Source organism: Streptomyces sp. SP17BM10 (genome assembly GCF_036322405.1).
Classification (GTDB): domain Bacteria; phylum Actinomycetota; class Actinomycetes; order Streptomycetales; family Streptomycetaceae; genus Kitasatospora.
On record NZ_JAQYXB010000460.1, the window covers coordinates 25696 to 50602 of the forward strand.

Below are 24907 nucleotides of genomic sequence, written 5' to 3' on the forward strand. Positions count from 1 at the left end.
GGGGCCCCTCAGGAGAAGGACTCGCCGAGCGGCCCCAGCCAGACGTCCGTCACCCCGCTGACGTAGCGGGCTCCGCAGTGGTCGTCCGGGACGACCAGCTGCGGGCCGGCCGCGTCCAGCGGGGCGCCGTCCATGCTGGTGGCCAGCAGGATCTCCTGACCGCCGAAGTCCGGGTCGATCTCGGCCCAGGAGACGACCGCCCGGTGCCCGTCCGCGCCGGCGACCGACAGCAGGAAGCGCAGCCGGTGCTTGCGGCCGCTGAAGTCGATCCGCGGCCGCGCCGCGCGCAGCACGTCCCACAGGGCCGGGCCCTCGTAGCCGTGGCGCTGCTCGCCCTCCGTCCGGCAGTCGAAGCTCACCTCGACACGGTGCGCGGGGAGGGTGCGCAGCTCGTCGACGGTCAGCTCGGCGGGAAGGTCCAGGTGGCCGTGCAGCCGGACGGTGGCTCTCGCCGGGGTCATGTGCTCGCCCTCCTCCCGAGCCGCTCCGCCGCGGCCCGGGAGGAGGGTTACCCGAACGGGGTGAGCAGCATTCGCAGGTGCAACGATGAAAGGAACCTTTCAGTCGCATCTGCGATGGATGATGCCCATCAGGGCCAGCAACTGCAATCGTCCTGACGGTCGGTTCCCCACCCCGCCGCCACCGCCCGCCCTGGATGATCCCACGAGAAGAACCACCCCTCCGCGACCTGCATTTACGATGCCCGTGCGAATGTTGACCTTGCAAATGCGAGAGGCGGCGAACAGATGATCGTCGGTGACCTGCTGCACCTCGACGACCTCGGCATCCGGCTGGCCTGGAGCGCGCCGCAGCTCCTCGACCGCCCGGTCACCGGCATCAGCTCCACCGACCTCCAGGACCCGGCCCGCTACCTCCAGACCGGCGAGCTCGTGCTCACCGGCCTGGTCTGGTGGCGGCCCGCCGACGCCACCGGCGCGCTGCGCTTCGCCACCGCGCTGCGCAGCGCCGGGGTGGCCGCCCTGCTGGCCGGCGAGGGCACCCACGGCAGCATCCCCGTCAGTCTCGCGGAGGCCTGCCGCACGCACGGCATCCCCCTGCTTGCGGTGCCCGCGGGGACCAGCTTCCGCGCCGTCACCGACCGCGTCTACCTGCGGCTCTGGGGCGACCTGCGGGCCGGTTCGCCGGACACCGCGGCCATCCCGGAGGCCGTCCGGCACGACGTGCTCGACCTGATCCACGCGGGCGCGGAGCCCGGCGAGGTGCTGACGCACGCGGTCGGCCGGCTCGGCGTGCCGGACTGCTCGATCGTCACCGCCGGCGGCCGGCCCGTCGCCGCCACCGCCACCCCGGTGCCGTCCGCCGTGCGCGGCGACGCCGGGCTGCCGGTCGGCCCGCAGGACGGCTCGCCCTTCGACGGCTGGCGGCTGCGCCCGCACACCCGGGCCGCGGCGGCCGAGCCGATGCTGCGCGCGCTGGCCGACCTGCTCGCGCCGCTCGCCGTCCGCGACCGCGCCGCCGCCGTCGCCCGGCACCGGGCCGGCGGACGCCTGCTGGACGTCCTCGCCGGGGACGGCGGCCTCGCCGAGCCGCTCGCGGCCTGCGAACTGGGCGAGGCGCGGGCGCTGGTGGCGGTCACCGCGCGCATCGACGATGCACGGGCCGAAGCGGATGACGACGGCACACCGGCGCGATGGGCCGCGCACGCGCTGGCCGAGGCCCTGCACCCGCTCGGCGTGCCGTTCGCGGCCGGGACGGACCGGGCCGGCCGCGCCGGTGCCCTGGTGGCCGCGCCGGTCGACCGGGTCGCCGAACGGCTGCGACGGGCCCGGCCCGCCCTCCAGGCCCGGCTCACCGGGCGGCGCACCCTGCGGGTCGGGGTCGGCCCGGCCGCGCCGCCCGACCCCGCGGCCCTGCGGGCGGCCCTGGTGCAGGCCCGCTACGTGTTGGAGGGTTCGGCCGGACCGGTCGGCAGCGCGGCGGAGCTCGACTCGCTGGCCGGGCTGCTGCGCGGCATCCCGGCCGAGGTGACGGCCGCCTTCCACACCCGGCTGCTGGCGCCGCTGGCCGCCCACGACCGGGAGAACGGCGTCTCGCTCCTGGGCACGCTCGCGGTGTTCCTGGACCACGACGGCTCGTGGGCGCGGACGGCGGAGCAGCTCCACGTCCACGTGAACACCGTCCACTACCGGATCCGCCGGATCGAGGAGCTGACCGGGCGCAACCTGGCCCGCCTGCACGACCGGCTCGACCTGCGGGCGGCCCTGCTGTGCGCCCCGGAGCCGGTCCCGGTCCCGGCGCAGGGGGCGGGGCCCCGGTCGGCTTCGGCGGTTACGGGACGTCGTCCGGCCGCAGCCGGGCGCTGACCTCGCCCAGTCCCTCCGCGAGGACGGCGAGCTGCTCGCGGGTGAGCACGTCGATCAGCAGCTCGCGGACCAGGGCGACGTGCCCCGGCGCGGCCCGGCGGACCGCCTCGCGCCCCTGGTCGGTGAGTTCGGCCCTCACGCCGCGCACGTCGCTCGGGCAGGAGCGGCGGCCGACCAGGCCCATCCGTTCCAGCTGGGTGACCTGGTAGGTGAGGCCGCTCTTGGAGGTGACCAGCTTCTCGGCCAGCTCGGTCATCCGCAGCGAACCGGCCGGGACCGCGGAGAGGTGCACCAGGATCTCGTACTGGGTGTGCGAGAGGCCGGAGTCCTCCTTGAGCTGGCGCTCCAGGCGGCGGTTGAGCAGGTTGCTCGCGACGACGAAACCCCGCCAGGCGGCCATCTCGTGCTCGTCGAGCCAGCGGGGCTCACGGGGTGCGGACATGGGCTCAGCCTACTCCTGTTGTTCAAATTCGAACGAAGGTGTACCGTCGGTTGCAGAGGTTCAAATTTGAACTACCTTGCACGGCCCTGGAGAGGAAGTCGCCATGAGCACCGCGGCCCCCGAGCGCATGCCCGCCCTGTACCTCTCGCACGGCGCGCCGCCGCTCGCCGACGACCCGATCTGGCCCGGCCAGCTCGCTGCCTGGTCGGCCGACCTCCCGCGCCCCAAGGCGATCCTGATGGTCTCGGCCCACTGGGAGGAGGCTCCGCTCGCGCTCGGCGCCGTCGACACCGTGCCGCTCGTCTACGACTTCTGGGGATTCCCCGAGCACTACTACCGGGTCCAGTACGCCGCCCCCGGCGCACCGGAGCTCGCCGAGCGCGTGCGCAAGCTGCTGCGCGCCCCGGGCACGCCCGTCCAGGACATCCCGGACCGCGGCCTCGACCACGGTGCGTACGTCCCGCTCGTCGAGATGTACCCCGAGGCGGACGTCCCCGTCCTCCAGGTCTCCCTGCCCACGCTCGACCCTCGGCGGCTGATGGAGATCGGCCGCCGGCTCGCCCCGCTGCGGGACGAGGGGGTGCTGATCGTCGGCAGCGGCTTCTTCACCCACAACCTGCGGGCGCTCAGCAGCGACGGGCGGATCAGCTCCGTCATGGCCGAGTTCGACGACTGGGGCCGGCGCGCACTCGCCGCGCAGGACCTCGACGCGCTGCTCGACTTCGAGCACAAGGCCCCGGCCGGGAAGCTCGCGCACCCGCGGACCGAGCACTTCGCCCCGCTGTTCGTCACGCTCGGCGCCGGCGAGGCCGACCTCGACAGCCAGCGCAGCGTCATCGACGGCTTCTGGATGGGGCTCGCGAAGCGCTCGATCCAGCTCGGGTAGGGGCGGCCGGACAGGCTCCTCACAGCGCGCAGCAGGTGAAGCGCTCGCCGATGTGCTCGGGCTGCTCGATCTCGTCGACCAGGGCGACCGCGTAGTCCGGCACCGAGATCCGGCTGCGGCCGGCCGCGTCGGTGAGCAGCTGCTCGAGTCCCGTCCGGTAGTGGCCGGTCCGCTCCCCCGGGCCGATCTCGGCCGCCGGGCTGAGCACCGTCCAGCGGACGTCGGAGACCGTCCGGTAGTAGTCCAGGGCCCCGCCGTGCGCGTGCATGATCTGCAGGACCGGCTCCGGCAGGCCCGGGGCGTCCCAGACCCGCACGCCCGGCGCGGTCTCCAGGCTGCCCGCCCCGCCGACCGCGATCAGCCGCGGCGCCGCGTCGCCGAGCGCCCGCAGGCCCTCGACCAGCGACCGGGCGGCGGGCTCGATCAACGCGACGTGCCCCGGGCCGTCGCCGCCGCCCACCGCGCTCACCAGGACGTCGCGCCCGGCCGCGACCCGGGCCACGTCCGCCCGGTCCAGCACGTCGCCGCGCTCGACGGCCGCCGCGTCGCCGCGGTACCGGCCCGGATCGCGCACCACCGCCGCGACCTCGTGCCCGCGCGCCCGCGCCTCCGCGACGACGGCGCTGCCGATGGTGCCGTTCGCGCCGATCACGGCGATTGTGGCCATGGCGCACCTGCCTGTTCGTTCACCTACCTCGATTATCGGCTCGCCCGGGCCCCCTGTCCCTGTCGGCCGGAGCGCCGGGGCAGGGGCGGGGGTGAGGCTTCGGGGTCAGGCGTCGCCGAGGGCGACGCGCTCGGCGTGGCTGCGCTCGACGCAGAACTCGTTGCCCTCGGGGTCGGCCAGGAGGGCCCAACCGCGGCCGTCCGCCGTGCGGCGGTCGTCGACCAGCTTCGCGCCCAGGGCCAGCAGGCGCTCGACCTCCTCCTCCCTGGAGCGGTCCTGCGGCTGGAGGTCCAGGTGGACGCGGTTCTTCACCACCTTGCCCTCCGGCACCCGGATGAACAGCAGCGACGCCCCCGCGGACTCCACCGCCGCTTCCGGGTCGCCCGGGTTGTCGTCCTCGCCGACGGTGCCGTCCAGCACCTGCGCCCAGAAGTCCGCGAGGGCGAACGGGTCTGCGCAATCGATCGTCACGTGTCGTACCAGAGAAGCCATGAGCCCTACTCTGGCTCCGGCCGTTGCGATCCGTCCAGCCTGTTCCGGGAGTGCCGGTGGCCGGAGAGCGGGAACTCCGGCGGGAGCGCCGTCAGCACCTCCCGGAGCGCGTACCCGCTCTTCTCCGCCACCCGGCACGAGGCGGCGTTGTCCACCTGGTGCAGCAGGTCGATCCGGGTCAGGCCCTCGTCGGCGAACGCGGTGAACGCCCAGGCCGTCAGGGCCCCCACGGCCCGCGGCGCGACGCCCCGGCCGCGGGCGGCGGCGGCCGTCCAGTAGCCGACCTCCGCCCCCTCACCGCCCGGGGTACCGCGCTTGAGCACCACGTTGGCGACCAGGGCCCCCGCGCCCGGGGCCCTCACGTCGAGGACGGCGAAGCTGTAGCGGGAGCCCTCCGACCAGCCGCGGTACTGCGCGTCCAGCCAGTGCGCGGCCTGATCGGCGTCGTCCACCGGGACGCGGGTGAAGCGGCGCAGCGTCCCGTCCCGGTAGATCTCGACCAGCGCGGGGGCGTCCGCGTCCTCGAACGGGCGCAACAGCAGGCCGTCCGCCGTCGGGAGGGTGGTGAGGGCGACGGTCACCGCAGGCCCTCCCAGCCCCAGCGGGGCGTCGGGCCCGGCTCGCCGAGGTCGGTGCCGGCCGGGGAGGAGGAGACGTCCTCGGCGATCCTCGTGCCCCAGTCGAAGTACTCCAGCACCCGCCGGCGCAGCAGTTCGTCGTCCGGCAGCTCCTTGCCGACGGCGGCGGTCATCAGCTCCATCCAGCGCAGGCGCTGCTCCTCGGTGATGGCGAGGCCGAGGTGGGCGCGGAGCAGCGACCGGTGGCCGCCGAGCTCCTCGGTGTAGCGGGCCGGGCCGCCGAAGACCTCGGCCAGCCAGACGGCGACGTGCTCGATGTGGGTGGTGGTGAAGTGCTCGAAGACGGGCGCGAGGAGCGGGTCGGCGAGGACGCCCTCGTAGAAGGTGTTGCTGAGTCTGCGCAGCGCTTCGATGCCGCCGACGGCCTCGTAGAGGTCGTCCGGCCGCTGGTCGTCGCTCATCGGTGCTCCCCGTCGTGGTGGTTGACCCTGCCCTGTGGTGACCCTGCGTCGGGACTTTCCTAGCACGTCCGGTACGGCTCCTCGGCGGTTCTCCGCATTCCGTGCTTGACCGCCGGTGCTCGCCGCGCTGGCGACGGCGGGCGAGTTGCCAGCGGCGAGCGAGTGCCAGCGGCGGGCGAGTCGCCCCCGGCGACCGGGTCGCCCACGGCCGCCGACGCCACGGCCGCGGACCTGCGTTCGGACGGGTGACACCCCCGATCGGGGGTGTGCAGAGAGCGGCCGGGAGAGGAAAGTAAGCGCATGCAGATTCCACTCTCCGTGATGGACTTCCTCGACCGGGCCGAGCTGGTCTACGGCGACCGGGTCGGGATCGTCGACGAGCCCGTGCAGCCGGCCGCCTCCTGGGGCGACCTGAGCTACCGCCGGATCGCCGAGCTGGCCCGGGCCCAGGCCGCCGGGCTGGACCGGCTCGGCGTCGGGCCCGGCGAGCGGGTCGCGATCGTGTCGCACAACTCCGCCCGGCTGCTCACCTCCTTCTTCGGGGTGAGTGGGTACGGCCGTGTGCTGGTGCCGGTGAACTTCCGGCTCAAGGCCGAAGAGGTGTCGTACATCGTCGAGCAGAGCGGCGCGTCCGTCCTGCTCGTCGATCCCGAACTCGCCGACGCGCTGCACGGGGTGGTGGCCAAGCACAAGTTCGTGATCGGGGCCGACAGCGATGCCGTCCTCCACGACTTCGACAACTCCCCGCGCCGGTACGCGATCTCCGAGAACGACACCGCCACCATCAACTACACCAGCGGAACCACCGCCCGCCCCAAGGGCGTTCAGCTCACCCACCGCAACATCTGGCTCAACGCGACGACCATGGGCCTGCACTACGGCGCGAGCGACCGGGACGTCTACCTCCACACCCTGCCGATGTTCCACGCCAACGGCTGGGGGCTGCCGTTCGCGCTCACCGGCCTCGGCGCCCGGCACATCGTGCTCCGCAAGGTCGACGGCGCCGAGATCCTGCGCCGCGTCGACCGGCACGGCGTGACCTTCCTCTGCGGCGCGCCCGCCGTCGTCCAGATGGTGCTGGACGCGGCGGCCGACTGGGACGGCCCGGTGCCCGGACGCGACCGGGTGCGGATGATCGTGGCCGGCGCCCCGCCGCCCACCTCCGTCGTCCAGCGCGTCGAGGCCGAACTGGGCTGGGAGTTCATGCAGCTCTACGGCCTGACCGAGACCTCCCCGGTGGTCACCGTCAACCGCACCCGCGCCGAGTGGGACGCCCTGCCCGCCGCCGAACGTGCGGAGAAGCTGGTGCAGGCCGGCGCCCCCTCCCTCGGCACCCAGCTGCGCGTCGACCCGTCCGGCGAGGTGCTCGTCCGCTCCAACACCGTCCTGGACGGCTACTGGCGGCAGCCCGCGGCGACCGCCGAGGCCCTGCGCGACGGGTGGTTCCACACCGGCGACGGCGGCCACCTGACGGACGGCTACCTCACCATCTCCGACCGCAAGAAGGACGTCATCATCAGCGGCGGGGAGAACGTCTCCTCGATCGAGGTGGAGGACTGCCTCTACGCCCACCCGGCCGTCGCCGAGGCCGCGGTGATCGGCGTGCCGGACGAGAAGTGGGGCGAGACCGTCAAGGCGCTGGTGGTGCTCCGGGAGGGGCACGGCGGTGTCACCGCGGCCGAGCTGATCGCGCACTGCAAGCAGCGGCTGGCCGGCTACAAGTCGCCCACCTCGGTGGAGTTCCGCGACGAGCTGCCGCGCACCGCCACCGGGAAGCTGCAGAAGTTCCGGCTGCGGGAGCCGTACTGGGGCGGGCAGGAGCGGCAGGTCAACTGAGACCGTCCGTCGGTCCGTCGGTCCGGGTCAGTCGAGCAGCCCCGACTCCCTGGCTGTCAGGGCGAGTTCGGTCCGGTTGCGGACGCCGAGCTTGTGCATGGCGGACTTCAGGTAACCCGTCACGGTGTTGCACGTCAGCCCCAGCCGGGCGGCGATCTCCGGGTTCGTCCGGCCGGTCGCCGCCCAGCGCAGCACCTCGTGCTCGCGCGGGGTCAACGGCCGCGCGAGGGTGGCCCTGCCGGGTTCGCGCTCCGCACGGCCCCAGGCGGCGGCGCCGGCGAGCGCCCGGATGGCGGTCGCCGCCAGCTCGCCGACGGCCGCGATCCGGACGTCCCCGAACGGCACGACGGCGCGCAGCGAGGCGTACACCACGCCGTACACGGTGCCGTCGTGCAGCAGCGGCACCGTGAGCATCGCGTACAGGTCCTCGGCGCTGACGGCGGCGTCGTGGTGGTGCGAGATCGTGGTCGCGGCCCGGTAGTCGGGCACCCAGCTGGGTGCCCGCTCGGCCAGCGCCCGCCCGCCCAGGCCGGTGCCGGTCGGGACGGGGCGATCGTGCAGCAGGTCCGCCCGGGTGCCGGCCCAGTGCCGCAGCACCAGTCCGTCCTCGTCCGCACGGTGACCCGGCAGCGCCGCCGGCAGCGGCTCCGGCACCCCCACCAGGCCGACGTCGGCCCCGCACTCCGCCACCACCCGGCGGGCGAGGTCGCCGAGCACGGCGTCCCTGACCAACTCGGCGGCGCGCGCCCCGAGCCCGTGGTCGTCCGTCGGCGCGGGGGTGGGGGTGTCCGCGGCCCCCGTCATCGCGAGCCCGCCCTTCGCGTCGCGTGCATCGCGAGATTCTCACACGCGGCAGGGGCGCTGGCGAGGGTTCCGGCGTGCGGGTTCGACAGCCTTGATTCGGCGGAGTGGCAGGTATGGGGGCCGCGCCCGGCGTAGGGTGCGGCCGTGGCCGTGGATTACCGGCGGGTAATGCGCCGGGACCGGAGGAAGGGGAACCGATGACGGATCCGAACGCCCCGAAGGACGCCTCGAAGGACGTCCCGAAGGGCGCCCCACAGGGCGGCCCGCAGGACGCTGCACAGGACGTCCTGCGCGACCTGCTGGCCGACCTGACCGCCGAGAGCGCCGTCCTGGACGCGCTGGTGGCCGACCTCCCCGCGGCCGGCTGGGCCCGCCCCACCCCCGCCGAGGGCTGGACGGTCGCGCACCAGATCGCCCACCTCGCCTGGACCGACGACTGGACGGTCCGCGCCACCCGCGACGGCGAGGCCTTCACCGCGGACGCCGGCGCCGCCTTCGGCGACCTCCTCGCGGCCGGCCGCGACCCGGTCGACGAGGGCGCGGCCGCTGGCGCCGCCGACGAGCCCGCCACCCTGCTCGCCCGCTGGCGCACCGGACGCGACGAGGTGCACGCCGCGCTCGCCGCCACCCCGGCCGACGTCAAACTCCCCTGGTTCGGCCCGCCGATGAAGCCCGCCTCGATGGCCACCGCCCGCCTGATGGAGACCTGGGCGCACGGCCAGGACGTCGCCGACGCCCTCGGCGTCACCCGCGAACCCTCGGCCCGCCTGCGGCACATCGCCCACCTGGGCCTGCGCACCCTCGGCTTCGCCTTCACCCTGCACGGCCTCCCCGCCCCGCAGAACCCGGTCCGCCTCGAACTGACCGCCCCCGACGGCACCTCGTGGACCTTCGGCCCGCCCGACGCCCCCGACGTGGTGCGCGGCCCCGCCCTCGACTTCTGCCTCCTGGTCACCCAACGCCGCCACCGCGACGACCTCGCCCTGACCGCCACCGGTCCGACCGCCACCGCCTGGCTCCCCATCGCCCAGGCCTTCGCCGGCACCCCGGGCAAGGGCCGCGGCCCCGCCACCGGCGGCTGAACGGCCCCGGCCGGGGCACGTGCCTGGACTTCGACCTGCCGAATGCCCATTGCGGAGGAGGCAGCATGAGCTTCTACGAGCGGCACCGCGACTTCGTCGAGGAGGTGGTGCGCGGCTCCCGACGGCGTCCGGGTCGATTGGTCCGGCGACACGCCGGTCATGCCGATGTGGATACCGTCACCGAACGTCCGGTCGTGCCGCGCACGGTAGCGATCGCGGTTCGGTTCGGACAAGCTTCGCGACTACGCGGTGATGAGCATCCCGCTCCGCTCCACCGGATCATCGACCCGCGGGAGGGCGTGGTCACGCCCCGATCCGTTCGACTTCGACCTGGACCTGAGCGCGCTCGTGCGGTATCCCGGCCGAGGGCCGGTACCCGGGCTCAGAGGCCGATCCGTAGTGGCGTGAGGCGGGTGGCGATCAGGTTGGTGGCGCCGCGGTCGCGTTCGATGTGGCCGTGGACGAGGAGGCCGGCGCGGTCGAGGGCGGTACGGCGCTGGGACTCCCAGACCGGGCGGTTGCAGATCACCTTGATCAGACCGGTCTCGTCCTCCAGGCTGAGGAACAGCACCCCGCCGGCCGTCGGCGGACGCTGGCGGTGGGTGACCAGGCCGCCGACCACCACCGCCCTTCCCGCTGGGACGTCCGGGAGTTGGGCCGCCGAGAGCGCGCCGCCGCGTTCCAGGTGGGCGCGCAGATGCTGGAGCGGATGGCTGGTGGCGGAGGTGCCGGTGGCCCACAGGTCGGCGATGGTCTCCTCGACCGGGCTCATGCCGGGCAGCTCCGGCGCCTCGGTGCCGGGGGTGGTGCCGGGCAGCAGTTCGGCCGAGATTCCCGCGAACGCGCCCGCCGACCAGAGTGCCTGACGCCGCGTCAGACCGAAGCAGTCGAACGCACCCGCCGTCGCCAGCGCCTCCAGCACGGGCGCGGGCAGGCCCGTCCGGCGAGCGAAGTCCTCCAGGCCGGCGTACGGCTGCCCGGCCACGATCGCCTCGGCCTGCGGGGTGCCGATGCCGCGGACGGTCTCCAGCCCGAGCCGGATCGCCGGCTGCGGACGGCCCGCCGTCAGCGGCGGCGCCGGCGTCGGCCCCCGGTACGGCTCCAGGCCGGGCCGCGCCCCGCTCGCGTTGACGTCCACCCCGCGCACCCGCACCCCGTGCCGCCGCGCGTCCGACACCAGGCTGAGCGGCGAGTAGAAGCCCATCGGCTGGTTGGCCAGCAGGGCGCAGGCGAAGGCCGCCGGGAAGTGGTACTTGAGCCAGGCGCTCGCGTACACCAGGTAGGCGAAGCTGATCGCGTGGCTCTCCGGGAAGCCGTAGTTGGAGAACGCCTCGATCTGTGGCCGAAAGGCGAGGTGAGAGCCGTGCGAACCAATCCCGGCCCGGCCGTCGTCAGACCGGGATCCCGACGATCCCCCACCCGCGACGTTCGGCCTCGCCGACCACTTCCCCCCACCCGGACAACAGCCCCGCGAAGTCGTCGAAACCCTCGATCCTGCCGCCGGGGGCGGCGGCGAGGCGGTCGTAGGGCTCCCGCAGCCTCGGCAGGACGGGGACGATCTCCCGCCAGCGACGGCTCAGCCGCGCCGTCTCACCCGGCCCCCACGCGATCAGCGGCCCGGAACGCAGGCCCGGGTCGTCGGGTGGGAAGACACCGGCCTCCACGTGCTCGTTGTCGCTGTCGACCTCGGGCCCCCACCAGATCAGCGCCCCGAGGAAGTCGTCCAGCAGCGCCCGCGCCTCGCGTCCCATCCCATGACCGCCACCGACCCCGAGGCCGATCTCCGCGTCCACCTCCAGGACGCCCGCGACGTCCTGCTCTGGAAGCTCGACGGCTCCCCGAGTACGACCTCCGCCGCCCGCTCACCCCGACCGGCACCAACCTGCTCGGCCTCGTCAAACACCTCACCGGCGCCGAGGCGCTCTACTTCGGCGACACCTTGGGCCGCCCCTTCCCCGAACCCGCCCCGCTCTGGATCACCGGCGCCGCCGAGCCGAACGCCGACCTCTGGGCCCGGCCCGACGAGACCACCGAGGACGTCGTCGGGCGCTACCGCCGGGCCTGCGCGCACGCGGACGGGACGATCGAGGCGCTGCCCCCCGACGCGGTCGGCCAACTGCCGTTCGGCGCACGGCCGAAGCAGACGCTCCACCGGGTCCTGGTGCACATGGTCTCCGAGACCCACCGGCACGCCGGCCACGCCGGCCACGCCGACCTCGTCCGCGAACTCGTCGACGGCACCGCCGGCCACCGCCCCGACGGCGCCAACACGGCCCCGGGCGACGCCACTTGGTGGGCCGACCATCACGCCCGGGTGGAGCGCGCCGCGCGGGACGCCGCCGGGCTCAGCTGACCTCGGCGTCCGCGGCGAGCCGGAGACCGGCGGCGGAGAGGAAGTCCGCGAGGTCGATGCTGCCGCCGCCGGTCCCGTCGTCCCACTCCGCCCGGAGCTCGTAGCCCTCGCCGTCCCAGGTGTCGACGTCCTCGCTCGGCTGCAGTTCGACGCTGCCGTTGCCGTGCCGGTAGCGCAGGTACAGGTAGCGGCCGGTCGTCGTCCACGCGTCCCACTGCGACGGACTGGCGGAGCAGGTCTGCACCACCCGGGCGAGGGTCGCATCGGCATCGGCGACGTCGGCCACGTCGGCCACGTCGGTGACATCGGTGACATCGGTGACGACGAGGTCGCCGTCGGGCGCGAGCAGGCGAACGGCCCCGCCCGGGAAGACGAGCGTGAGGCCGGCCACGAACCCGTCACGGCCGGGCTGGTATCCGATGTCCCTTACCCCGCGCAGGACTTGGCCGACGTGAGCGGCCAGCGGGACGTCCGACGGGTCGTCGGTGACGGTGACGCGCTCCCGCACGTCGGACGCCTCGTGGGACTCATCGAGCATCGGCCACAGGCCGGCCCCGGGTGTGTGGAGGCGGACCCGCCCCAGCCCCTCCAGGTGGAGCCAAAGGTTCAGCAGCGGCCGGGACTTGGTGTCGGGGTCCTGGCGCCGGGCCGTGGTCACCCGCAGCAGCCGGTTGCCGAGCAGGGAGTGCACGGCCAATACGTTCTCGTCGGCATCGTCGGCCATGTGCCGCTGTCGCTCCTCGGTGGGTAACGGATGCGGGAGTGCTCCCGCGGGGCACCTCGCCCTGCTCGCGTACGAGATGGCGCTGCACCAGGACGTGAAGGGCCACGGCCTGCGCCCCGCCACCTACACGTACCGGCGCGCCGTCGCGACGAAGGCGTCGATCGCCTCCCGACTGCCGTCCCGCCGGACGGTGACGTCCTGCCGGTCCTCCGCCCGGTCGATCCGGCCGATCCGCCCGAAGGCCTCCCCGGCAGCGGCCAGGAGGTCGGGCTCGTCGACGAGCAACTGGAGCTGGAAAAGGGCCCGCTGCGCCCCGGAACGCGTCTCGAACGACCGCCTGCGCAACTCGACCTCGTCCTCGGCGTCCCGCCCCTCGTGCACGCAGAACCAGTGGTGCAGCGCGGCCTGCCGGTACTCCACGAGCAGCCCGGCGTACGAGCCGAACACCTCCAGCCGCTCCTGCCGCCCTCGTTCCAGACGCGCGGTGTGTTCCGTACGGAGTGTGGCCCGCCGCTGGAAGACGTGCGTCACCGTCGACCCCAGGAGCGTGCCGAGCACCGCGATAGTGCTCGTGACTATGGCGTTCATGCCACGCATGCAACCAGACGCCCTAGGCTTCCGGGTATGACTCCGGGTATGACGACGCAGGGTGCGGCGACGGCGGGCCCGGAGCGGGGGTACCGGTACGTGGGGCCGCCGGAGTTGTGGGGCGGAGGCGGACCGGCTGGGCAACTGGTCCGGACGGGGCAGGAGTTCAGCGCATGGGTGAACGAACGGACCGCTGCGGAGCTCGCGGAGCCGTTCACCTTCGTCGTCGGCCTCTCCGGCTTCCTGCGCCTCGCCCCGCGCCGCAGTGAGCACGTGGTCTGCGCGGGCGGTGAGTCGGTGCTGAGCGCCGGGGAGATCCGCTTCGAGCAGGGCGACTTCGAGCGGAGCGACTTCGAGCGGAGCGACGGCGCGGGCTTCAGTGGCTGGACGGCCGCGGAGATCAGCAACCAGTCCACCGGGTACTGCCCGGACGTCGTGTCCTGGCCCGCCGTCGCAGCGGCGCTGGAGCGGATCGGCGTGCGTCATTCGGGAGGCTTCACGTACGGGGTGGTGTTCCGGCGCTGCCCGGGCTGCCGGGGCCTCAACGTCGTCCGCGAGGGCTCCTTCGTGTGCGTGTTCTGCGACGGCGACCTGCCGGCCCGGTGGAACGTGGACGACGGTTCCCGGGTGTAGTGCGGGCCCGGTGCGGGGGTGTCGGGGGTGGCCGTTAGGGTCGGGGTGGTCAGGGGCCGAACGGGGAGGGTGGTGGGCTCGTGGGGTACGGGCTGGTGATGACCGGGGAGCTTCCGGCCGGGGTGGTGCACGTCGGGAGCCGGGAGTTCCTGGAGCGGGAGGGCCTGCCGCGGACGGGGGCGTTCCTGGACTTCGGGCGGTTCGGGGACGGACCGCTGGAGTCGGTGGAGCTGCCGGCGTCGGCGGAGTCGTTCGCTCCGGCGGACGCCGCGACGGCCGGGCGGCTGTTCGTGCTGGGCGAGACGGAGTACTGCGCCCCCTTCGCACGCGCCGGGAACGCGGTACTGCTGGACGGCGTCACCGGCGAGGTGTTCCTCGCGAAGCCGTCGGGCGGGCACCTGGAGCGCGACCTCCTCGCCTCCGACCTGCCCGCCCTGGCCGCGATGGTGCGGGAGGTCGAGTCGGTGGCGGAGGCCGCCCGCCAGCCCGACGCGCTGGACGGGCGGCGCGGCCCGGCCGTCGTGGCCGAGGTCATGGCGGCGGCGGACCGTCGGCTGCGGGAGCTCGACCCCGCCCTGTTCCGCCGCTCGGACGTCCCGCCCGCGCACTGGGGCACGACGCTGCTGGTGCGGGCCCTGGGCTGGGGCGCGCTGCCGGGCGGGCCGGACGGGCCGGCGTACGAGATCGGCGCGGACCTGGTCGCGGAGATCGCGACACTGACGGACGAGGGCCTGGTGCACCGCTACCGCCCCGAGGAGCTGCCGCCCGGCCTCGTGCACGAGCCGACGCGCCGGCTGCTGACCGGGATCGGCCTACCGCTCGGCGGGGCGATGTTCGGGGTGTCCGAGGAACCCCTGATCACCATGGGCGAGGCCTACCCGGAGTACTTCGACGGCGAGGAGGAGCGCCCCTACCAGCGCGACTTCGTCGCCCTCGGCCACTGGCCGACGGACCTCGTGATCGCGCTGGACGGGGCGACCGGCCTGCTGGAACTGCCCGACTGGTACGACGACGGCGAGCCCGAGGCCTACCTCAACCGCGACCTCTCCGCCCTCCTCTACTCGCTGTGGACGTACGAGCGCATGCGCGCCGAGTGGGAGCGCTGGGACCACGGCGTGGGCCGCGGCACCTGGGCGGTGTTCGACCCGCAGTCGCTGCTGGCCACCGCCGTGGACGGCGTGGTGGAGGCGCTCGACCCGGAGGCGTTCGCGCCGGGACGGTCGTGGCGGCTGCTCGCCGAGGACGCGCACATGGGCGGCCTGCTGGGGTGAGCCGGGGCCGCCAGGGGGCGCCGGGGCCTTGGGAGCGCCGGGCCTTGTGGCGCCGCGGCAGGGGGCTCCGGCGGGGTTTCGGCGCGGGGTTTCCGCGCGGGCAGGGGTCCGGGTGTCGGCCAGGGTCCGGGTGTCGGCCAGGGTCCGGGTGTCGGCGGCGGCCCGCGTGGGCGGGCGGAGGCGGCGCGAGGGCGGTAACGGCCACGCCCCGGGGGCTTCACGGCGGCGTTGCGGGAGCCTCCCGCAGCGGTGCGAACACGAATGGTGGACGCCGCGCCGCATGCCCCGCGACGGACCGGTCGTGCCTGCTCGCAGGCCGGTACGCTGCCTCGGTGACGAACATCCGTACGGCGGCCGCGCGAAGACGGGCGGTCCTGCTCGGCGTCGGCGCGGCGCTGTCACTCGCCGGCGCGGGCGTCGTGTACGGGGCGCTGTACGTGCGGTCACTGGACTTCGCGGAGCGGTGCGAACGAGGCCTGGTGACCGGCAGCGGACGGCTGCTGGAGACGGGCGCTTCGTGGCTCCCGCCCGACGCGTGGTGCCGGTTCGAGGACGGGAGCGTGTCCACCACGCCGTTCTGGACGCTGCTGCTCTTCTACGCGCTACTGACGACGGCAGTGTGGGCGCTGACCGCCCTGGCGCGGGTCCGCCGTGCGCACCCGCTGCCCGGGGCGGAGTGGCAGGTGGGCCACGGGCGGGGCTAGCGGGGCTAGTAGGCGCTGGGCCTGATGCATCATTTGTCCTTTTTCTTGACGAATCTTGATGCTCAGTCAGGCGAATGTCGAGTCTGAGCGGCGGTCGCGCCCGCAGGCAAGGGCCGGGGGCGAGATCCGGACAGGATCCGGACACTGGCTCTCCAACGCGAGCTGTCTCGACGTGGCGTCACTGCCGTGCAGAAGCGTCGCCGACTTGAAGTTGCCGCAACGGCAGCTCCTACCGTCGTCACCAGGGCCGGAGGAACCGGCCCCGGAAACGGCGAACGTGCAGGACGGAACCTGGAGGAGGCAGGCATGGCCTGGCCGATCGCGGAGGTCGCCCGGATGTCGGGCGTCACCGCCCGGACCCTGCGGCACTACGACGAGATCGGGCTGCTGCCCCCGGCGTGGATCGGCTCCAACGGTCACCGCTACTACGAGGAACGGCAGTTGCTGCAGTTGCAGCAGATTCTCGTGCTGCGGGCGCTGGGCGTCGGGCTGACCGAGATTGCCCGGATCCTCGGCGAGCAGGTGGACGAGCTGGAGGCCCTGCGCGGCCACCACCACCGGCTGATCGCCGAGCGGGACCGGCTGAGCGGCCTGGCCACCACCGTCTCCCGCACGATCGCCGAACTGGAACGATCCAGGAAGGACGGCACACCCATGACCAGCATCAACCGCCCGGAGAACCTGTTCGAGGGCATCCAGCCCGCGGACGTCGAGGAGAGCCTCCGTGACTTCCCCGAGCACGCGGAGGCCGCCTTGCGGGCGACCGCCGCGATGACCCCGGCCCAGGTCGAGGCCGGCCAGCGCGAGCGGACCGCGCGGATGATCCGGCTCGCCGAGCTCATGGCGGACGGCCTCCCGGCCGACGCCGAACCCGTGCAGACCAAGATCGACACGGAGTACCGGGACCTCGTCGCGCTCCGACCGGTCCCCGTCGAGGAGTACCTCGCGATCGCCCGGTCCTGTGTGGAGAACGAGCAGTGGCGCGCCGTCTACGAGGCCGTCAGGCCGGGCCTGGCCGCCTACCAGCGGGCCGCCATGGAGGCGTACGCGGCGACGCGGCTCACCTGAGCCCGTCCTGCGGGTGATGGCCGGTCGGGCCGGGCAGGGTGGTCGGCTGCGAGTGACGGGCGCCGGACACTCCCCGGGCCGGGCCGGCGCTCCGGCTGCCCCGGCCCGCCGGCCCGCCGGCCTCACTCGGTGCGCAGCGCCGTGACCGTCCGGGTGCGGGCCGCCCAGGTCGCGGGCAGGAGGGCGCCGATCAGCGCCAGCACCAGGCCGCCGAGTATCAGCGGCCCCACCACCGAGGGGGTGAAGACTGCCAGATCCGCCTCGGGCACCCCGACCCCGGCGGCGCTCGCCGTGGCCGGCATCACCCAGTGGTGCACCAGGATCCCGATCGGCACGCCGATCAGCCCGGCCACCAACCCGCTCCCGCAGACGGAGGTGAGCACCATGCCGACCGTCTGCCGGGGCGACATCCCGAGCGCCTTGAACACCCCGAGGTCGTGCACCCGCTCTCGGGTGTCCAGCAGCACCGTGTTGAGGACCCCGAGGCCCGCCACCGCGATCAGCAACAGGGTCAGTGTCCCGGCCAGGGTGTTCATCGCGAGGACGACGAGGTTGAGGTGCGTCCCACCCGGCTCGGCGCCCAGGCCCAGGGGCCGGACGGCGGCGTCGAGTCCGTCCGCGTAGGCCGTGGCATCGGTGCCGGCGGCGAGGTCGATGTGGTAGGCGATGGCTTCGGCGTGGACGGGCGAGCCGAGCGCGGCCGACGCGGCCCGGTCGACGAAGACCAGGTCGTTGGTGGCCAGCACCTCACCGGTGATCCGCACCGGGATGGAGCGCCCCTGGTCGGTGAGGGTGATAGTGTCGCCCACCTTGGCCTGGTTGGCCCGGAGGTAGCCGGAGCCGACCACCGCTTCGCCGGGGCCGCTGAACCAGCGGCCCGAGACCATCTGGTAGCCGCTCCAGGAGGCGTCGCCGGAGAAGGCCACCACTTCGGAGCGGGCGGTGTTCCCGGCCACCGCGACCGAGGTCGGGACGGTGCTGTACCAGGCCCGGGTGCCGGGGCGGGTGTCGATCGCGTTGGCCACGGCTGCCTCGTCGACGTGGTCGGGGACCTTCACGGAACCGTCGATCGGGGCCTCCACCACGACCTTGCCCGCGCGCTCGGCCGTCAGGCCCTCCTGGAAGCCGGTGAGCGAAAGCGTGAGACCGACGCAGAGCGTGACCCCGGCGGTGCCGAGCAGCACGGCGGCGGCGGTGGTCGCCGAGCGGCCCGGCCGGTCGAACGGACTCGCCAGCCCGAGGCTCAGGGCACGCGGCACCGGCAGCCGACCGATCAGCCGGTGGAGCGCGGCCACCGGGCCCGAGCCCGCCGCACCATCACCGCGGGCCGCGGCACGCTTGGCCCCCGGCGCCGTACGGCCGACCGCGAGCGCCTCCACCGTGCGCAGCCGGCCGGCGCGCAGGGCGGGCACCAGTGCGGTGGCCACCACGGCGGCCAGGGCGACCGCCGGCACCGCGAGGTCCACCCAGAGCGGTATGCCGAGCAGACCGCCGTGCAGGGCCTTGTGGGCCAGCCCGAGGACGGGAACGGAGAGCAGGTTCCCGCCGAGCACGCCGAGCGCGGTGCCGATCCCGGCGGGGATCAGCGCCTGGCCGACGTAGGCGCGGGCCACCTGGGCCGGGGTGAAGCCGAGTGACTTCAGGATGCCGATCCGCCGGGTCGCCGCGCTGACGGCACCACTGACCACCACCCCGATGATCAGCACCGACATGGCCAGGCCGAGCACTCCGAAGGCCGTCACGAACGGGACGAAGGTGGCCGCCGTCCGGTTGGCCTCGGCCTTGGCCGGACGGTAGGAGGTGGCCCTGGTGAGCGCGCCGGGCGGCGCCGCGGCGACGAGCGCGGCGTGGTCCGCGTCCACCTCGGCGTCGGTGGCGGCGTGGGCGAAGCGGTAGAGGTACTGCTGGGCGGGCACCGCACCGGGCGCGGTCAGCGCGGGGACCTGCTCGGGAGCGACCCACCCGTCCGCGCTCCAGGAGACGGAGGAGGCGATGCCGACGACCTTGAGGGTCGGTCGGCCGGGCAGGTCGGGGAAAGCCACGCTGTCGCCGACGGCCAACGGCGAGTGGCCGTCCAGGAACACCACCTCGCCGGGGCCGGCGACCCACCGGCCCATCACCAGGTGCAGGTCGTCCATCGGGCCGCCCCGCTCCCGGCCGACCAGCGTCAGCGGCGGGAGCGGGCTCCCGGGCGGCGGCAGCCGGGTGTCCGGCCCGGAGCGCGCCTGGACGGTGACCGCCGGGTAGGGGCCGGCCGCGGCCGTCACACCGGGAACACGCTCCGTCGCGGCGAGCTGCGCGGGGCTCGCCTTGGTCGGGTCGTACAGCACGTTGAGGTGTGCGCCGCGCTGGTCGGCGAAGGAGCGTTGGTAGGGCCCCTGCGCCGCGACCAGCAACCCCGTCGCGAGGATGCACGCCGTCACGGACATCATCGTGGTGAGCACCATGACGAGCGTCTGCACCCGCTTGCGCCCGACCCCGGCCCGCACCACCTTGCTCAGCGCGCTCATGCGTCCACCTCCTTTCCTCCGGCAGGGGCGATCGCCCACCCGCGCCGTCGTGTCGTCCGGTCTCCTCCGGCCCCCGGTCGGGGGCAGCCCTGGCGCCCGCTCACCGCACACCTCCGGCGGCGGGCGCCGCCGCGGTGTCCCGGACGAGCCGGCCGTCGAGCAGTTCGATCGTCCGGCTCGCGCAGGCCTCGGCGAGCGTGGTGTCGTGGGTGACCAGCAGGATCGTCTGGCCCTCCGCGTTGAGGTCGGTGAGGAGGCTCCGCACGTCGGCGGCCGAGGCCGAGTCGAGCGCCCCCGTCGGCTCGTCCGCCAGCAGGAGCGGCGGTCGGTTCATCAACGCCCGCGCCACCGCGACGCGTTGGCGCTCGCCGCCGGAGAGCCGGCCCGGGAAGGCGATGGCGTGCCGGGCCACCCCGAGCCGCTCCAGCAGCTCGCCGGCCCGGACGCGGGCCTTCTCCCGCCGCATCCCGGCCAGTTGGGCCGGGAGCAGCACGTTGTCCTCGACGTTCAGGTCGTCCAGGAGGTTGAAGAACTGGAAGACCATGCCGATCCGCGTCCGCCGGTACTCGGCCAGCGCGGCCTCGCCGAGCTCGTGCACGGCGACGCCGTCCACCACCACGCCGCCCTCGCTCGGCCGGTCGAGCCCGGCGATCAGGTTGAGCAGCGTCGACTTGCCGCTGCCGGACCGGCCGAGCACGGCCAGCGCCTCCCCGGCCCGCACCTCAAGGTCGAGCCCGGCCAGCGCCGCACGGGCGGCGTCGGATCGGTCGTACGTCTTGCCGACGCCGCGAATCTGGATGATCGGCGCACTCACGGGCCCTCCACTGCTCGGGACACGGCACCGGAAGGCCGGTGCCGACTGACGGAACACGACGTTACGAACCGGGGCCGGGGGCCGGACAGCTGTCTAGACGGCGTCTCTGAGGTGTATTCAGATACACCTGGTTTTCGGGGTTCAGACCTAGAGCGCCGCTGGTGGACGGCACTGCAGACTGGCTGCCGACCGATCGACAGGGGGCTTGCGGGCCGCCGTACGGAGAGGAGGCGCGGGATGAGGACCGGTGCCGGGACGAAGACGAACGTGGTGACGCGGGCCACCGCGCGGACGGCGAGCGCCGTCGTGGCCGGCGTGCGGGCGCTCTACACGCTCACGCTGGGCGTGACCGGGCTGGTCGCGCTGGCGGCCGGGCCGATCCTGCTGGCCGCCGCGCTGCTCGGCCCCGACGACGCGGGCGGGCGCTCACCGGGCGGGCCGCTGATCCTGCTCGTACCGCTCGGGCCGGTGGCCCTCTGGGCGCTCTGCTGGGCCACCGGGGGCGGGGGCCGGGCGATCGGGGCCGCCCTGGTCGCACCGGGCGCGCTCGCGGTGATGGCCACCCACCTGTACAGCGGCGCGGCGCCCGGCGGCCGCTCCGGGTCGCTCTGGCTGGCCCCGGCGATGCTCGTGTTCGGTCTGCTCGGCGCGCGCTGGGGCGCGGCGGAGACCAGGCGCGTCGTCGGGAAGTGGAGCGGCCGGCCCGTCCCGGTGCCGTACCGCCGCCCCGCGGGCGCCGAGCCGTGGCGGCGCCTGCTGTCCGGCGGCTGGTTGACCGACCCGGCCACCTGGCGGGACCTCGCCTGGACGTCCCTCAGCGGGCTCGCCTACCTGTTCACCGCCGCGTTCGTCATCCTCGCCCCGGTCTCGCTGGAGGTGCTGGGGCGCAACGGCCCGCTGGTCCACCTGGGAGTCGTCTACATGACGGGGCTCTGGATCGCTCCGGTGGCCGCCCTCTGGGCCGCACCTCCGGTCCTGCGGCTGCACGAGCGGGCCGCGCGCACCCTGCTCGGGCCCTCCCGGCAGGCCGAACTGGCCCGCCAGGTCAGCCACCTGACCCGGACGAGGGCGGACACCATCGACGCCGGCGCCGCCGAACTGCGCCGCATCGAGCGGGACCTCCACGACGGGGCGCAGGCCCGACTGGTGGCGCTGGGCATGCTGCTGACCGTCGCCGACCAGGTGGTGGAGGACCCGGTGGCGCTGCGCCCCCTCCTGGCCGAGGCACGGCTCTCCTCGGTCAAGGCGCTCGGTGAGCTGCGGGACCTGGTCCGCGGCATCCATCCGCCGGTGCTCGCCGACCGCGGCCTGGCCGACGCCGTCCGGGCCACGGCGCTGGACCTGCCGCTGCCGGTCACCTTCGCCGGCGAACTGCCCGGCCGCCCCGCGGCACCGGTCGAGTCCGCCGCCTACTTCGCGGTCAGCGAACTGCTGGCCAACGTGGTGAAACACGCGGGTGCCTCGCACGTGTGGATCGAGATAGGGCACAGTGACGGGCTGCTGCGGATATCGGTGACCGACGACGGGCGTGGCGGCGCCGACCCGTCCCGGGGCACCGGCCTCAGCGGTACCGAACGCCGCCTGGCCGCGTTCGACGGGGTTCTCGCGATCAGCAGCCCGTCGGGCGGTCCGACCATCGTGAACCTGGAGATCCCGTGCGCGTTGTCATCGCCGAAGACCTCTTCCTCCTCCGGGACGGGCTGACCCGGTTGCTGGAGGCCAACGGCATGAAGGTCACGGCAGCCGTGGAGACCGGCGAGGAACTGCTCGCCGCGGTGGCCGCCGACCGGCCGGACATCGCCGTGGTCGACGTGCGGCTCCCTCCCGGCTTCACCGACGAGGGGCTGCGCGCAGCCCTGGCGGCCCGTCGAGCCCACCCCGGGCTGCCCGTGCTGGTGCTCTCCCAGTTCGTCGAGCAGCTGTACGCCCGCGAGCTGCTGGCGGGCGGCAGTACCGGCGGCATCGGCTACCTGCTCAAGGACCGGGTGATGGACGGCGCCCAGTTCATCGACGCGGTACGGCGGGTCGCCCAAGGCGGCACCGCGATGGATCCGGAGGTGATCACCCGACTGCTCACCCACAACTCCTCGGCCGGCCCGGTCGCCACCCTCAGCCCGCGCGAGCGGCAGGTGCTCGCGCTGATGGCCGAGGGCCGCTCCAACGCGGCGATCGCCCAGCAACTGGTGATCACCGAGCGCGCGGTCGCCAAGCACACGGCGTCGATCTTCGTCCGGCTCGACCTCCAGCCCTCGGACGACGACAACCGGCGGGTGCTGGCCGTCCTCGCCTTCCTCAACAACGGGGAGAAGAACTGAACGACCGAGATCCGGACCACCGAGAACCGAGCCCCGAGAACTCGTAGGCCCACTGTCCAGCCACCGGGACCCGGGCGCCTGAGGACCGCCCGGCCGGAGAAGGGCTCCTTGACAAGAGCACAGAGAAGTGGGGGCGAGCCCTCCGCGGCAGGGGGCTCGCCCGACACAGAACGGGTCATCTACGCTGGTGACGTGCTCATCCTTGTTCGTCGTCGCCACGTGGACCTGCTCCGCGTGACGAGCATGTCCTGTCGACGCTCCGGCTGAACCTCGCGCCACCACCCTCAAGGCGGCCCCGTCCGGGCCGCCACCACCACCCGGCACCCGGAGCACGAGCCGCACCAGGCCACCGCTCCGCCCTCCCCCGGTCGACCACCGGGACCGGCCGGGACGAGACCCAGCGGATGTCACCCATGACGCAGCAGCACACCCTGTCCGACCTCCAGTCACTCCCGGTGATCGACCTCTCGCTCGCCGACGGCGGCCCCGAGGACCGCCGCCGCCTGCACGACGAGCTCCGCGCCGCCGCCACCGGCGTCGGCTTCTTCCAGCTCGTCGGCCACGGGATAACCCCGGCCGAGACGGCCGCTCTCACCGACGCGATGCGGGCCTTCTTCGCCCTCCCCGAGGCCGACCGGCTCTCCGTGAGCAACCTGAACTCCCCCCACTACCGCGGCTACACCCGCACCGGCGACGAGCGCACCGGTGGCAGCCAGGACTGGCGCGACCAGCTGGACATCGGTGCCGAGCTGCCCCCGCACGTCCCCGGCCGGGGCGAGCCGCCGTACTGGTGGCTGGAGGGCCCCAACCAGTGGCCCGCGGCGCTCCCCGAGCTGCGCACCGCGACCCTCGGGTGGATCGACCGCCTCGGCTCCGTCGCCCGCCGCCTGCTGCACGAACTCCTCGCCTCGATCGGCGCCCGCCCCGACTTCTACGACGCCGCCTTCGCCGGCCACCCCCACCTGCGGCTCAAGCTCGTCCGCTACCCCGGCACCGCCCCGGACGGCGCCGGCCAGGGCGTCGGCGCGCACAAGGACTACGGCTTCATCACGCTGCTGCTCCAGGACACCGTCGGCGGGCTCCAGGTCGAGCGTCCGGACGGCACCTTCCTCGATGTCCCGCCACTGGAGGGCGCGTTCGTCGTCAACCTCGGCGAACTGCTGGAGGTCGCCACCGACGGCTACCTCAAGGCCACCAGCCACCGCGTGGTGAGCCCGCCCGGAGCGCGCGAGCGCTACTCGGTGCCGTTCTTCTACAACCCCCGCCTCGACGCCCACGTCGAACCGCTCGACTTCCCGCTCGCGCACCACGCCCCCGGCGCGACCGAGGACCCGGACAACCCGCTGTTCGCGGAATTCGGACAGAACGAGTGGAAGGGGTACACGAGGGCTCATCCCGAGGTCACCCGCCGCCACCACCCCGACCTCGTGGAGACCGCGTCCCGCTGAACCGTCCGTCGCCCCACCCCGCCGGTCGCGCGCCCGGAGGCAGTGACCCGATCGACCGTGCCCGCGGATGCGGTGGACCGGCGGGGCGGCCACTGTCACACTGCTGCTGTTACAGCACGAGTGTGCCAGCGCGGCGGGAGGCGGCGGATGGGGGAGCACGGAGCCGTGGCGGGCGAGGTCCGGCTGACGGTGGACGAGCTGGCGGCGCGGGCCGGAGTCACGGTGCGGACCGTCCGGTTCTACGGAACGAAGGGGCTATTGCCGCCGCCCGAGCTGGGGCCGCGCCGCGTCGGGCTGTACGGCGTGACGCACCTGGACCGGCTGGGGCTGATCGAGGAGCTGCAGCGACAGGGGCTGACGCTGGCCGCGATCGAGCGCTACCTCGCCCGGCTGCCGGAGGACAGCACATCCCTCGACCTCGCCATCCACCGCGCACTGGTGGCCTCCTGGACCCCGGAGGCGGCCGAGGAGGTCGGCCGGGCACAGTTGGAGCGCCGGGCCGGGCGCGGGCTGTCCGAGGAGCAGGTGGACCGGCTCCTCGCCATGGGGGCGCTGGAGCGGACGGCCGACCCGGAGGTGTTCCGGGTGGATCCGGGGCTGCTCCCGCTGGGGGTGCGCATCCTGGACGTGCCGATCCCGTTGGAGACGCTGCTGGCGGCCCGGACCGTGGTGCTGGAGCACAGCCGGGCCACGGCACGGGAGTTGCACCGGCTCTTCCGGGAGACGGTGTGGAAGCCCTATCGGGAGAGCGGGCCCGCGCCGGACGATCTGGTGCGGATGAAGGCGCTGACCGACCACATCCAGCCGATGGTGGCGCAGGCGCTCGTGACGGCGTTCCAGCGGTCGCTGCGCGAGGAGTTGGGTGAGGCCGTGCGGGACACGACCCCACCCACTCAGGACTGACGGA

At 74.2% G+C, this 24907-nt stretch carries 25 protein-coding genes and 1 pseudogene; 13 read left to right on the forward strand and 13 right to left on the reverse strand.

The annotated features are described in order from the left end of the window. Nucleotides 1-8: 8 nt before the first annotated feature. Complete coding sequence (locus tag PUR71_RS06060; protein WP_329925282.1) at nucleotides 9-461, reverse strand: molybdopterin-dependent oxidoreductase; 453 nt, start codon at nucleotides 459-461, stop codon at nucleotides 9-11. 285 nt (nucleotides 462-746) lie between these two features. Here PUR71_RS06060 and PUR71_RS06065 point away from each other — a divergent pair, with 285 nt between their 5' ends. After that, complete coding sequence (locus PUR71_RS06065; RefSeq protein WP_329925283.1) at nucleotides 747-2324, forward strand: helix-turn-helix domain-containing protein; 1578 nt, start codon at nucleotides 747-749, stop codon at nucleotides 2322-2324. Here the strand turns inward: PUR71_RS06065 and PUR71_RS06070 are convergent. After that, nucleotides 2290-2766, reverse strand: a complete 477-nt coding sequence (locus PUR71_RS06070) for a MarR family winged helix-turn-helix transcriptional regulator (RefSeq protein ID WP_329925284.1) — start codon at nucleotides 2764-2766, stop codon at nucleotides 2290-2292. The two genes, PUR71_RS06065 and PUR71_RS06070, sit on opposite strands and share 35 nt — an antisense overlap. 103 nt (nucleotides 2767-2869) lie before the next feature. Between PUR71_RS06070 and PUR71_RS06075 the strand changes: the two genes are divergently transcribed. After that, nucleotides 2870-3652: a dioxygenase family protein gene (locus PUR71_RS06075; protein ID WP_329925285.1), complete on the forward strand. Its 783-nt coding sequence runs from the start codon at nucleotides 2870-2872 to the stop codon at nucleotides 3650-3652. 19 nt (nucleotides 3653-3671) lie between these two features. Here the strand turns inward: PUR71_RS06075 and PUR71_RS06080 are convergent, their stop codons facing one another. From PUR71_RS06080 to PUR71_RS06095, 4 genes are all read right to left on the reverse strand, one after another. Next, nucleotides 3672-4319: an NAD(P)-dependent oxidoreductase gene (locus PUR71_RS06080; RefSeq protein WP_329925286.1), complete on the reverse strand. Its 648-nt coding sequence runs from the start codon at nucleotides 4317-4319 to the stop codon at nucleotides 3672-3674. Between the two features lie 105 nt (nucleotides 4320-4424). Further along, entirely contained in the window at nucleotides 4425-4811 is a 387-nt protein-coding gene (locus tag PUR71_RS06085; RefSeq protein ID WP_329925287.1) for a VOC family protein, read from the reverse strand. A gap of 5 nt (nucleotides 4812-4816) precedes the next feature. After that, nucleotides 4817-5392 carry a GNAT family N-acetyltransferase gene (locus PUR71_RS06090; protein WP_329925288.1) on the reverse strand — a complete coding sequence of 192 codons (576 nt, stop codon included), beginning with the start codon at nucleotides 5390-5392 and terminating at the stop codon, nucleotides 4817-4819. Continuing rightward, complete coding sequence (locus PUR71_RS06095) at nucleotides 5389-5850, reverse strand: group II truncated hemoglobin (protein ID WP_329925289.1); 462 nt, start codon at nucleotides 5848-5850, stop codon at nucleotides 5389-5391. Before PUR71_RS06095 ends, PUR71_RS06090 begins: the two co-directional genes overlap by 4 nt. 300 nt (nucleotides 5851-6150) lie before the next feature. On the opposite strand from PUR71_RS06095, the gene PUR71_RS06100 reads away from it, so the two are divergent. Next, a complete protein-coding gene (locus PUR71_RS06100) occupies nucleotides 6151-7686 on the forward strand; it encodes an AMP-binding protein (protein WP_329925290.1) in 1536 nt (511 codons plus the stop codon). Between the two features lie 27 nt (nucleotides 7687-7713). On the opposite strand, the gene PUR71_RS06105 is transcribed toward PUR71_RS06100, so the two are convergent. Next, nucleotides 7714-8490 carry a helix-turn-helix transcriptional regulator gene (locus PUR71_RS06105; protein WP_329925291.1) on the reverse strand — a complete coding sequence of 259 codons (777 nt, stop codon included), beginning with the start codon at nucleotides 8488-8490 and terminating at the stop codon, nucleotides 7714-7716. A gap of 197 nt (nucleotides 8491-8687) precedes the next feature. Between PUR71_RS06105 and PUR71_RS06110 the strand changes: the two genes are divergently transcribed. Then, nucleotides 8688-9572 carry a TIGR03084 family metal-binding protein gene (locus tag PUR71_RS06110; RefSeq protein WP_329925292.1) on the forward strand — a complete coding sequence of 295 codons (885 nt, stop codon included), beginning with the start codon at nucleotides 8688-8690 and terminating at the stop codon, nucleotides 9570-9572. Nucleotides 9573-9954: 382 nt separating this feature from the next. On the opposite strand, the gene PUR71_RS06115 is transcribed toward PUR71_RS06110, so the two are convergent. Together PUR71_RS06115 and PUR71_RS06120 are read right to left on the reverse strand one after the other, a co-directional pair. Then, nucleotides 9955-10848: a helix-hairpin-helix domain-containing protein gene (locus tag PUR71_RS06115; RefSeq protein ID WP_329925293.1), complete on the reverse strand. Its 894-nt coding sequence runs from the start codon at nucleotides 10846-10848 to the stop codon at nucleotides 9955-9957. A 115-nt stretch (nucleotides 10849-10963) separates the two neighbouring features. Further along, nucleotides 10964-11323, reverse strand: coding sequence for a hypothetical protein (locus tag PUR71_RS06120; RefSeq protein WP_329925294.1), 360 nt, complete (start codon nucleotides 11321-11323; stop codon nucleotides 10964-10966). Between the two features lie 3 nt (nucleotides 11324-11326). Here PUR71_RS06120 and PUR71_RS06125 point away from each other — a divergent pair. Continuing rightward, nucleotides 11327-11925: pseudogene (locus tag PUR71_RS06125) on the forward strand (DinB family protein). On the opposite strand, the gene PUR71_RS06130 reads toward PUR71_RS06125, so the two are convergent. Both PUR71_RS06130 and PUR71_RS06135 read right to left on the reverse strand, forming a co-directional pair. Continuing rightward, on the reverse strand, nucleotides 11918-12649 hold the full coding sequence (locus tag PUR71_RS06130; RefSeq protein ID WP_329925295.1) for a hypothetical protein: 732 nt from the start codon (nucleotides 12647-12649) through the stop codon (nucleotides 11918-11920). The pseudogene PUR71_RS06125 and the gene PUR71_RS06130 sit on opposite strands and share 8 nt — an antisense overlap. Before the next feature lie 123 nt (nucleotides 12650-12772). Next, a complete protein-coding gene (locus PUR71_RS06135; RefSeq protein WP_329925296.1) occupies nucleotides 12773-13237 on the reverse strand; it encodes a hypothetical protein in 465 nt (154 codons plus the stop codon). 177 nt (nucleotides 13238-13414) lie between these two features. On the opposite strand from PUR71_RS06135, the gene PUR71_RS06140 reads away from it, so the two are divergent. The 4 genes from PUR71_RS06140 (at nucleotide 13415) to PUR71_RS06155 (ending at nucleotide 16913) form a co-directional block, all read left to right on the forward strand. Next, nucleotides 13415-13870, forward strand: a complete 456-nt coding sequence (locus PUR71_RS06140; protein WP_329925297.1) for a hypothetical protein — start codon at nucleotides 13415-13417, stop codon at nucleotides 13868-13870. A 98-nt stretch (nucleotides 13871-13968) separates the two neighbouring features. Next, complete coding sequence (locus PUR71_RS06145) at nucleotides 13969-15141, forward strand: SUKH-4 family immunity protein (protein WP_329925298.1); 1173 nt, start codon at nucleotides 13969-13971, stop codon at nucleotides 15139-15141. 332 nt (nucleotides 15142-15473) lie between these two features. Next, the gene (locus PUR71_RS06150; protein ID WP_329925299.1) at nucleotides 15474-15845 is read left to right on the forward strand and encodes a hypothetical protein; all 372 of its coding nucleotides are present in this window, start codon (nucleotides 15474-15476) and stop codon (nucleotides 15843-15845) included. Nucleotides 15846-16151: 306 nt separating this feature from the next. Further along, complete coding sequence (locus PUR71_RS06155; RefSeq protein WP_329925300.1) at nucleotides 16152-16913, forward strand: MerR family transcriptional regulator; 762 nt, start codon at nucleotides 16152-16154, stop codon at nucleotides 16911-16913. Between the two features lie 122 nt (nucleotides 16914-17035). Here PUR71_RS06155 and PUR71_RS06160 read toward each other — a convergent pair whose 3' ends face one another. Then, nucleotides 17036-19423: an ABC transporter permease gene (locus tag PUR71_RS06160; protein ID WP_329925301.1), complete on the reverse strand. Its 2388-nt coding sequence runs from the start codon at nucleotides 19421-19423 to the stop codon at nucleotides 17036-17038. Between the two features lie 100 nt (nucleotides 19424-19523). Continuing rightward, the gene (locus PUR71_RS06165; RefSeq protein WP_329925302.1) at nucleotides 19524-20237 is read right to left on the reverse strand and encodes an ABC transporter ATP-binding protein; all 714 of its coding nucleotides are present in this window, start codon (nucleotides 20235-20237) and stop codon (nucleotides 19524-19526) included. A 237-nt stretch (nucleotides 20238-20474) separates the two neighbouring features. On the opposite strand from PUR71_RS06165, the gene PUR71_RS06170 reads away from it, so the two are divergent. The 4 genes from PUR71_RS06170 (at nucleotide 20475) to PUR71_RS06185 (ending at nucleotide 24903) form a co-directional block, all read left to right on the forward strand. Continuing rightward, nucleotides 20475-21941: a sensor histidine kinase gene (locus PUR71_RS06170; RefSeq protein WP_329925303.1), complete on the forward strand. Its 1467-nt coding sequence runs from the start codon at nucleotides 20475-20477 to the stop codon at nucleotides 21939-21941. After that, entirely contained in the window at nucleotides 21893-22552 is a 660-nt protein-coding gene (locus PUR71_RS06175; protein WP_329925304.1) for a response regulator transcription factor, read from the forward strand. Before PUR71_RS06170 ends, PUR71_RS06175 begins: the two co-directional genes overlap by 49 nt. Before the next feature lie 413 nt (nucleotides 22553-22965). Continuing rightward, entirely contained in the window at nucleotides 22966-24000 is a 1035-nt protein-coding gene (locus tag PUR71_RS06180) for an isopenicillin N synthase family dioxygenase (RefSeq protein ID WP_329925305.1), read from the forward strand. 147 nt (nucleotides 24001-24147) lie between these two features. Then, nucleotides 24148-24903: a MerR family transcriptional regulator gene (locus PUR71_RS06185; protein WP_329925306.1), complete on the forward strand. Its 756-nt coding sequence runs from the start codon at nucleotides 24148-24150 to the stop codon at nucleotides 24901-24903. The last annotated feature ends 4 nt before the right edge of the window (nucleotides 24904-24907 follow it).

Excerpts from the sequence above, each read along its gene's own strand:
- PUR71_RS06060 (WP_329925282.1), bottom strand. The coding sequence starts at position 461 with ATGACCCCGGCGAGAGCCACCGTCCGGCTGCACGGCCACCTGGACCTT.
- PUR71_RS06065 (WP_329925283.1), top strand. The coding sequence starts at position 747 with ATGATCGTCGGTGACCTGCTGCACCTCGACGACCTCGGCATCCGGCTG.
- PUR71_RS06070 (WP_329925284.1), bottom strand. The coding sequence starts at position 2,766 with ATGTCCGCACCCCGTGAGCCCCGCTGGCTCGACGAGCACGAGATGGCC.
- PUR71_RS06075 (WP_329925285.1), top strand. The coding sequence starts at position 2,870 with ATGAGCACCGCGGCCCCCGAGCGCATGCCCGCCCTGTACCTCTCGCAC.
- PUR71_RS06080 (WP_329925286.1), bottom strand. The coding sequence starts at position 4,319 with ATGGCCACAATCGCCGTGATCGGCGCGAACGGCACCATCGGCAGCGCC.
- PUR71_RS06085 (WP_329925287.1), bottom strand. The coding sequence starts at position 4,811 with ATGGCTTCTCTGGTACGACACGTGACGATCGATTGCGCAGACCCGTTC.
- PUR71_RS06095 (WP_329925289.1), bottom strand. The coding sequence starts at position 5,850 with ATGAGCGACGACCAGCGGCCGGACGACCTCTACGAGGCCGTCGGCGGC.
- PUR71_RS06100 (WP_329925290.1), top strand. The coding sequence starts at position 6,151 with ATGCAGATTCCACTCTCCGTGATGGACTTCCTCGACCGGGCCGAGCTG.
- PUR71_RS06105 (WP_329925291.1), bottom strand. The coding sequence starts at position 8,490 with ATGACGGGGGCCGCGGACACCCCCACCCCCGCGCCGACGGACGACCAC.
- PUR71_RS06110 (WP_329925292.1), top strand. The coding sequence starts at position 8,688 with ATGACGGATCCGAACGCCCCGAAGGACGCCTCGAAGGACGTCCCGAAG.
- PUR71_RS06120 (WP_329925294.1), bottom strand. The coding sequence starts at position 11,323 with ATGGGACGCGAGGCGCGGGCGCTGCTGGACGACTTCCTCGGGGCGCTG.
- PUR71_RS06130 (WP_329925295.1), bottom strand. The coding sequence starts at position 12,649 with ATGGCCGACGATGCCGACGAGAACGTATTGGCCGTGCACTCCCTGCTC.
- PUR71_RS06135 (WP_329925296.1), bottom strand. The coding sequence starts at position 13,237 with ATGAACGCCATAGTCACGAGCACTATCGCGGTGCTCGGCACGCTCCTG.
- PUR71_RS06145 (WP_329925298.1), top strand. The coding sequence starts at position 13,969 with ATGACCGGGGAGCTTCCGGCCGGGGTGGTGCACGTCGGGAGCCGGGAG.
- PUR71_RS06155 (WP_329925300.1), top strand. The coding sequence starts at position 16,152 with ATGGCCTGGCCGATCGCGGAGGTCGCCCGGATGTCGGGCGTCACCGCC.
- PUR71_RS06160 (WP_329925301.1), bottom strand. The coding sequence starts at position 19,423 with ATGAGCGCGCTGAGCAAGGTGGTGCGGGCCGGGGTCGGGCGCAAGCGG.
- PUR71_RS06170 (WP_329925303.1), top strand. The coding sequence starts at position 20,475 with ATGAGGACCGGTGCCGGGACGAAGACGAACGTGGTGACGCGGGCCACC.
- PUR71_RS06180 (WP_329925305.1), top strand. The coding sequence starts at position 22,966 with ATGACGCAGCAGCACACCCTGTCCGACCTCCAGTCACTCCCGGTGATC.
- PUR71_RS06185 (WP_329925306.1), top strand. The coding sequence starts at position 24,148 with ATGGGGGAGCACGGAGCCGTGGCGGGCGAGGTCCGGCTGACGGTGGAC.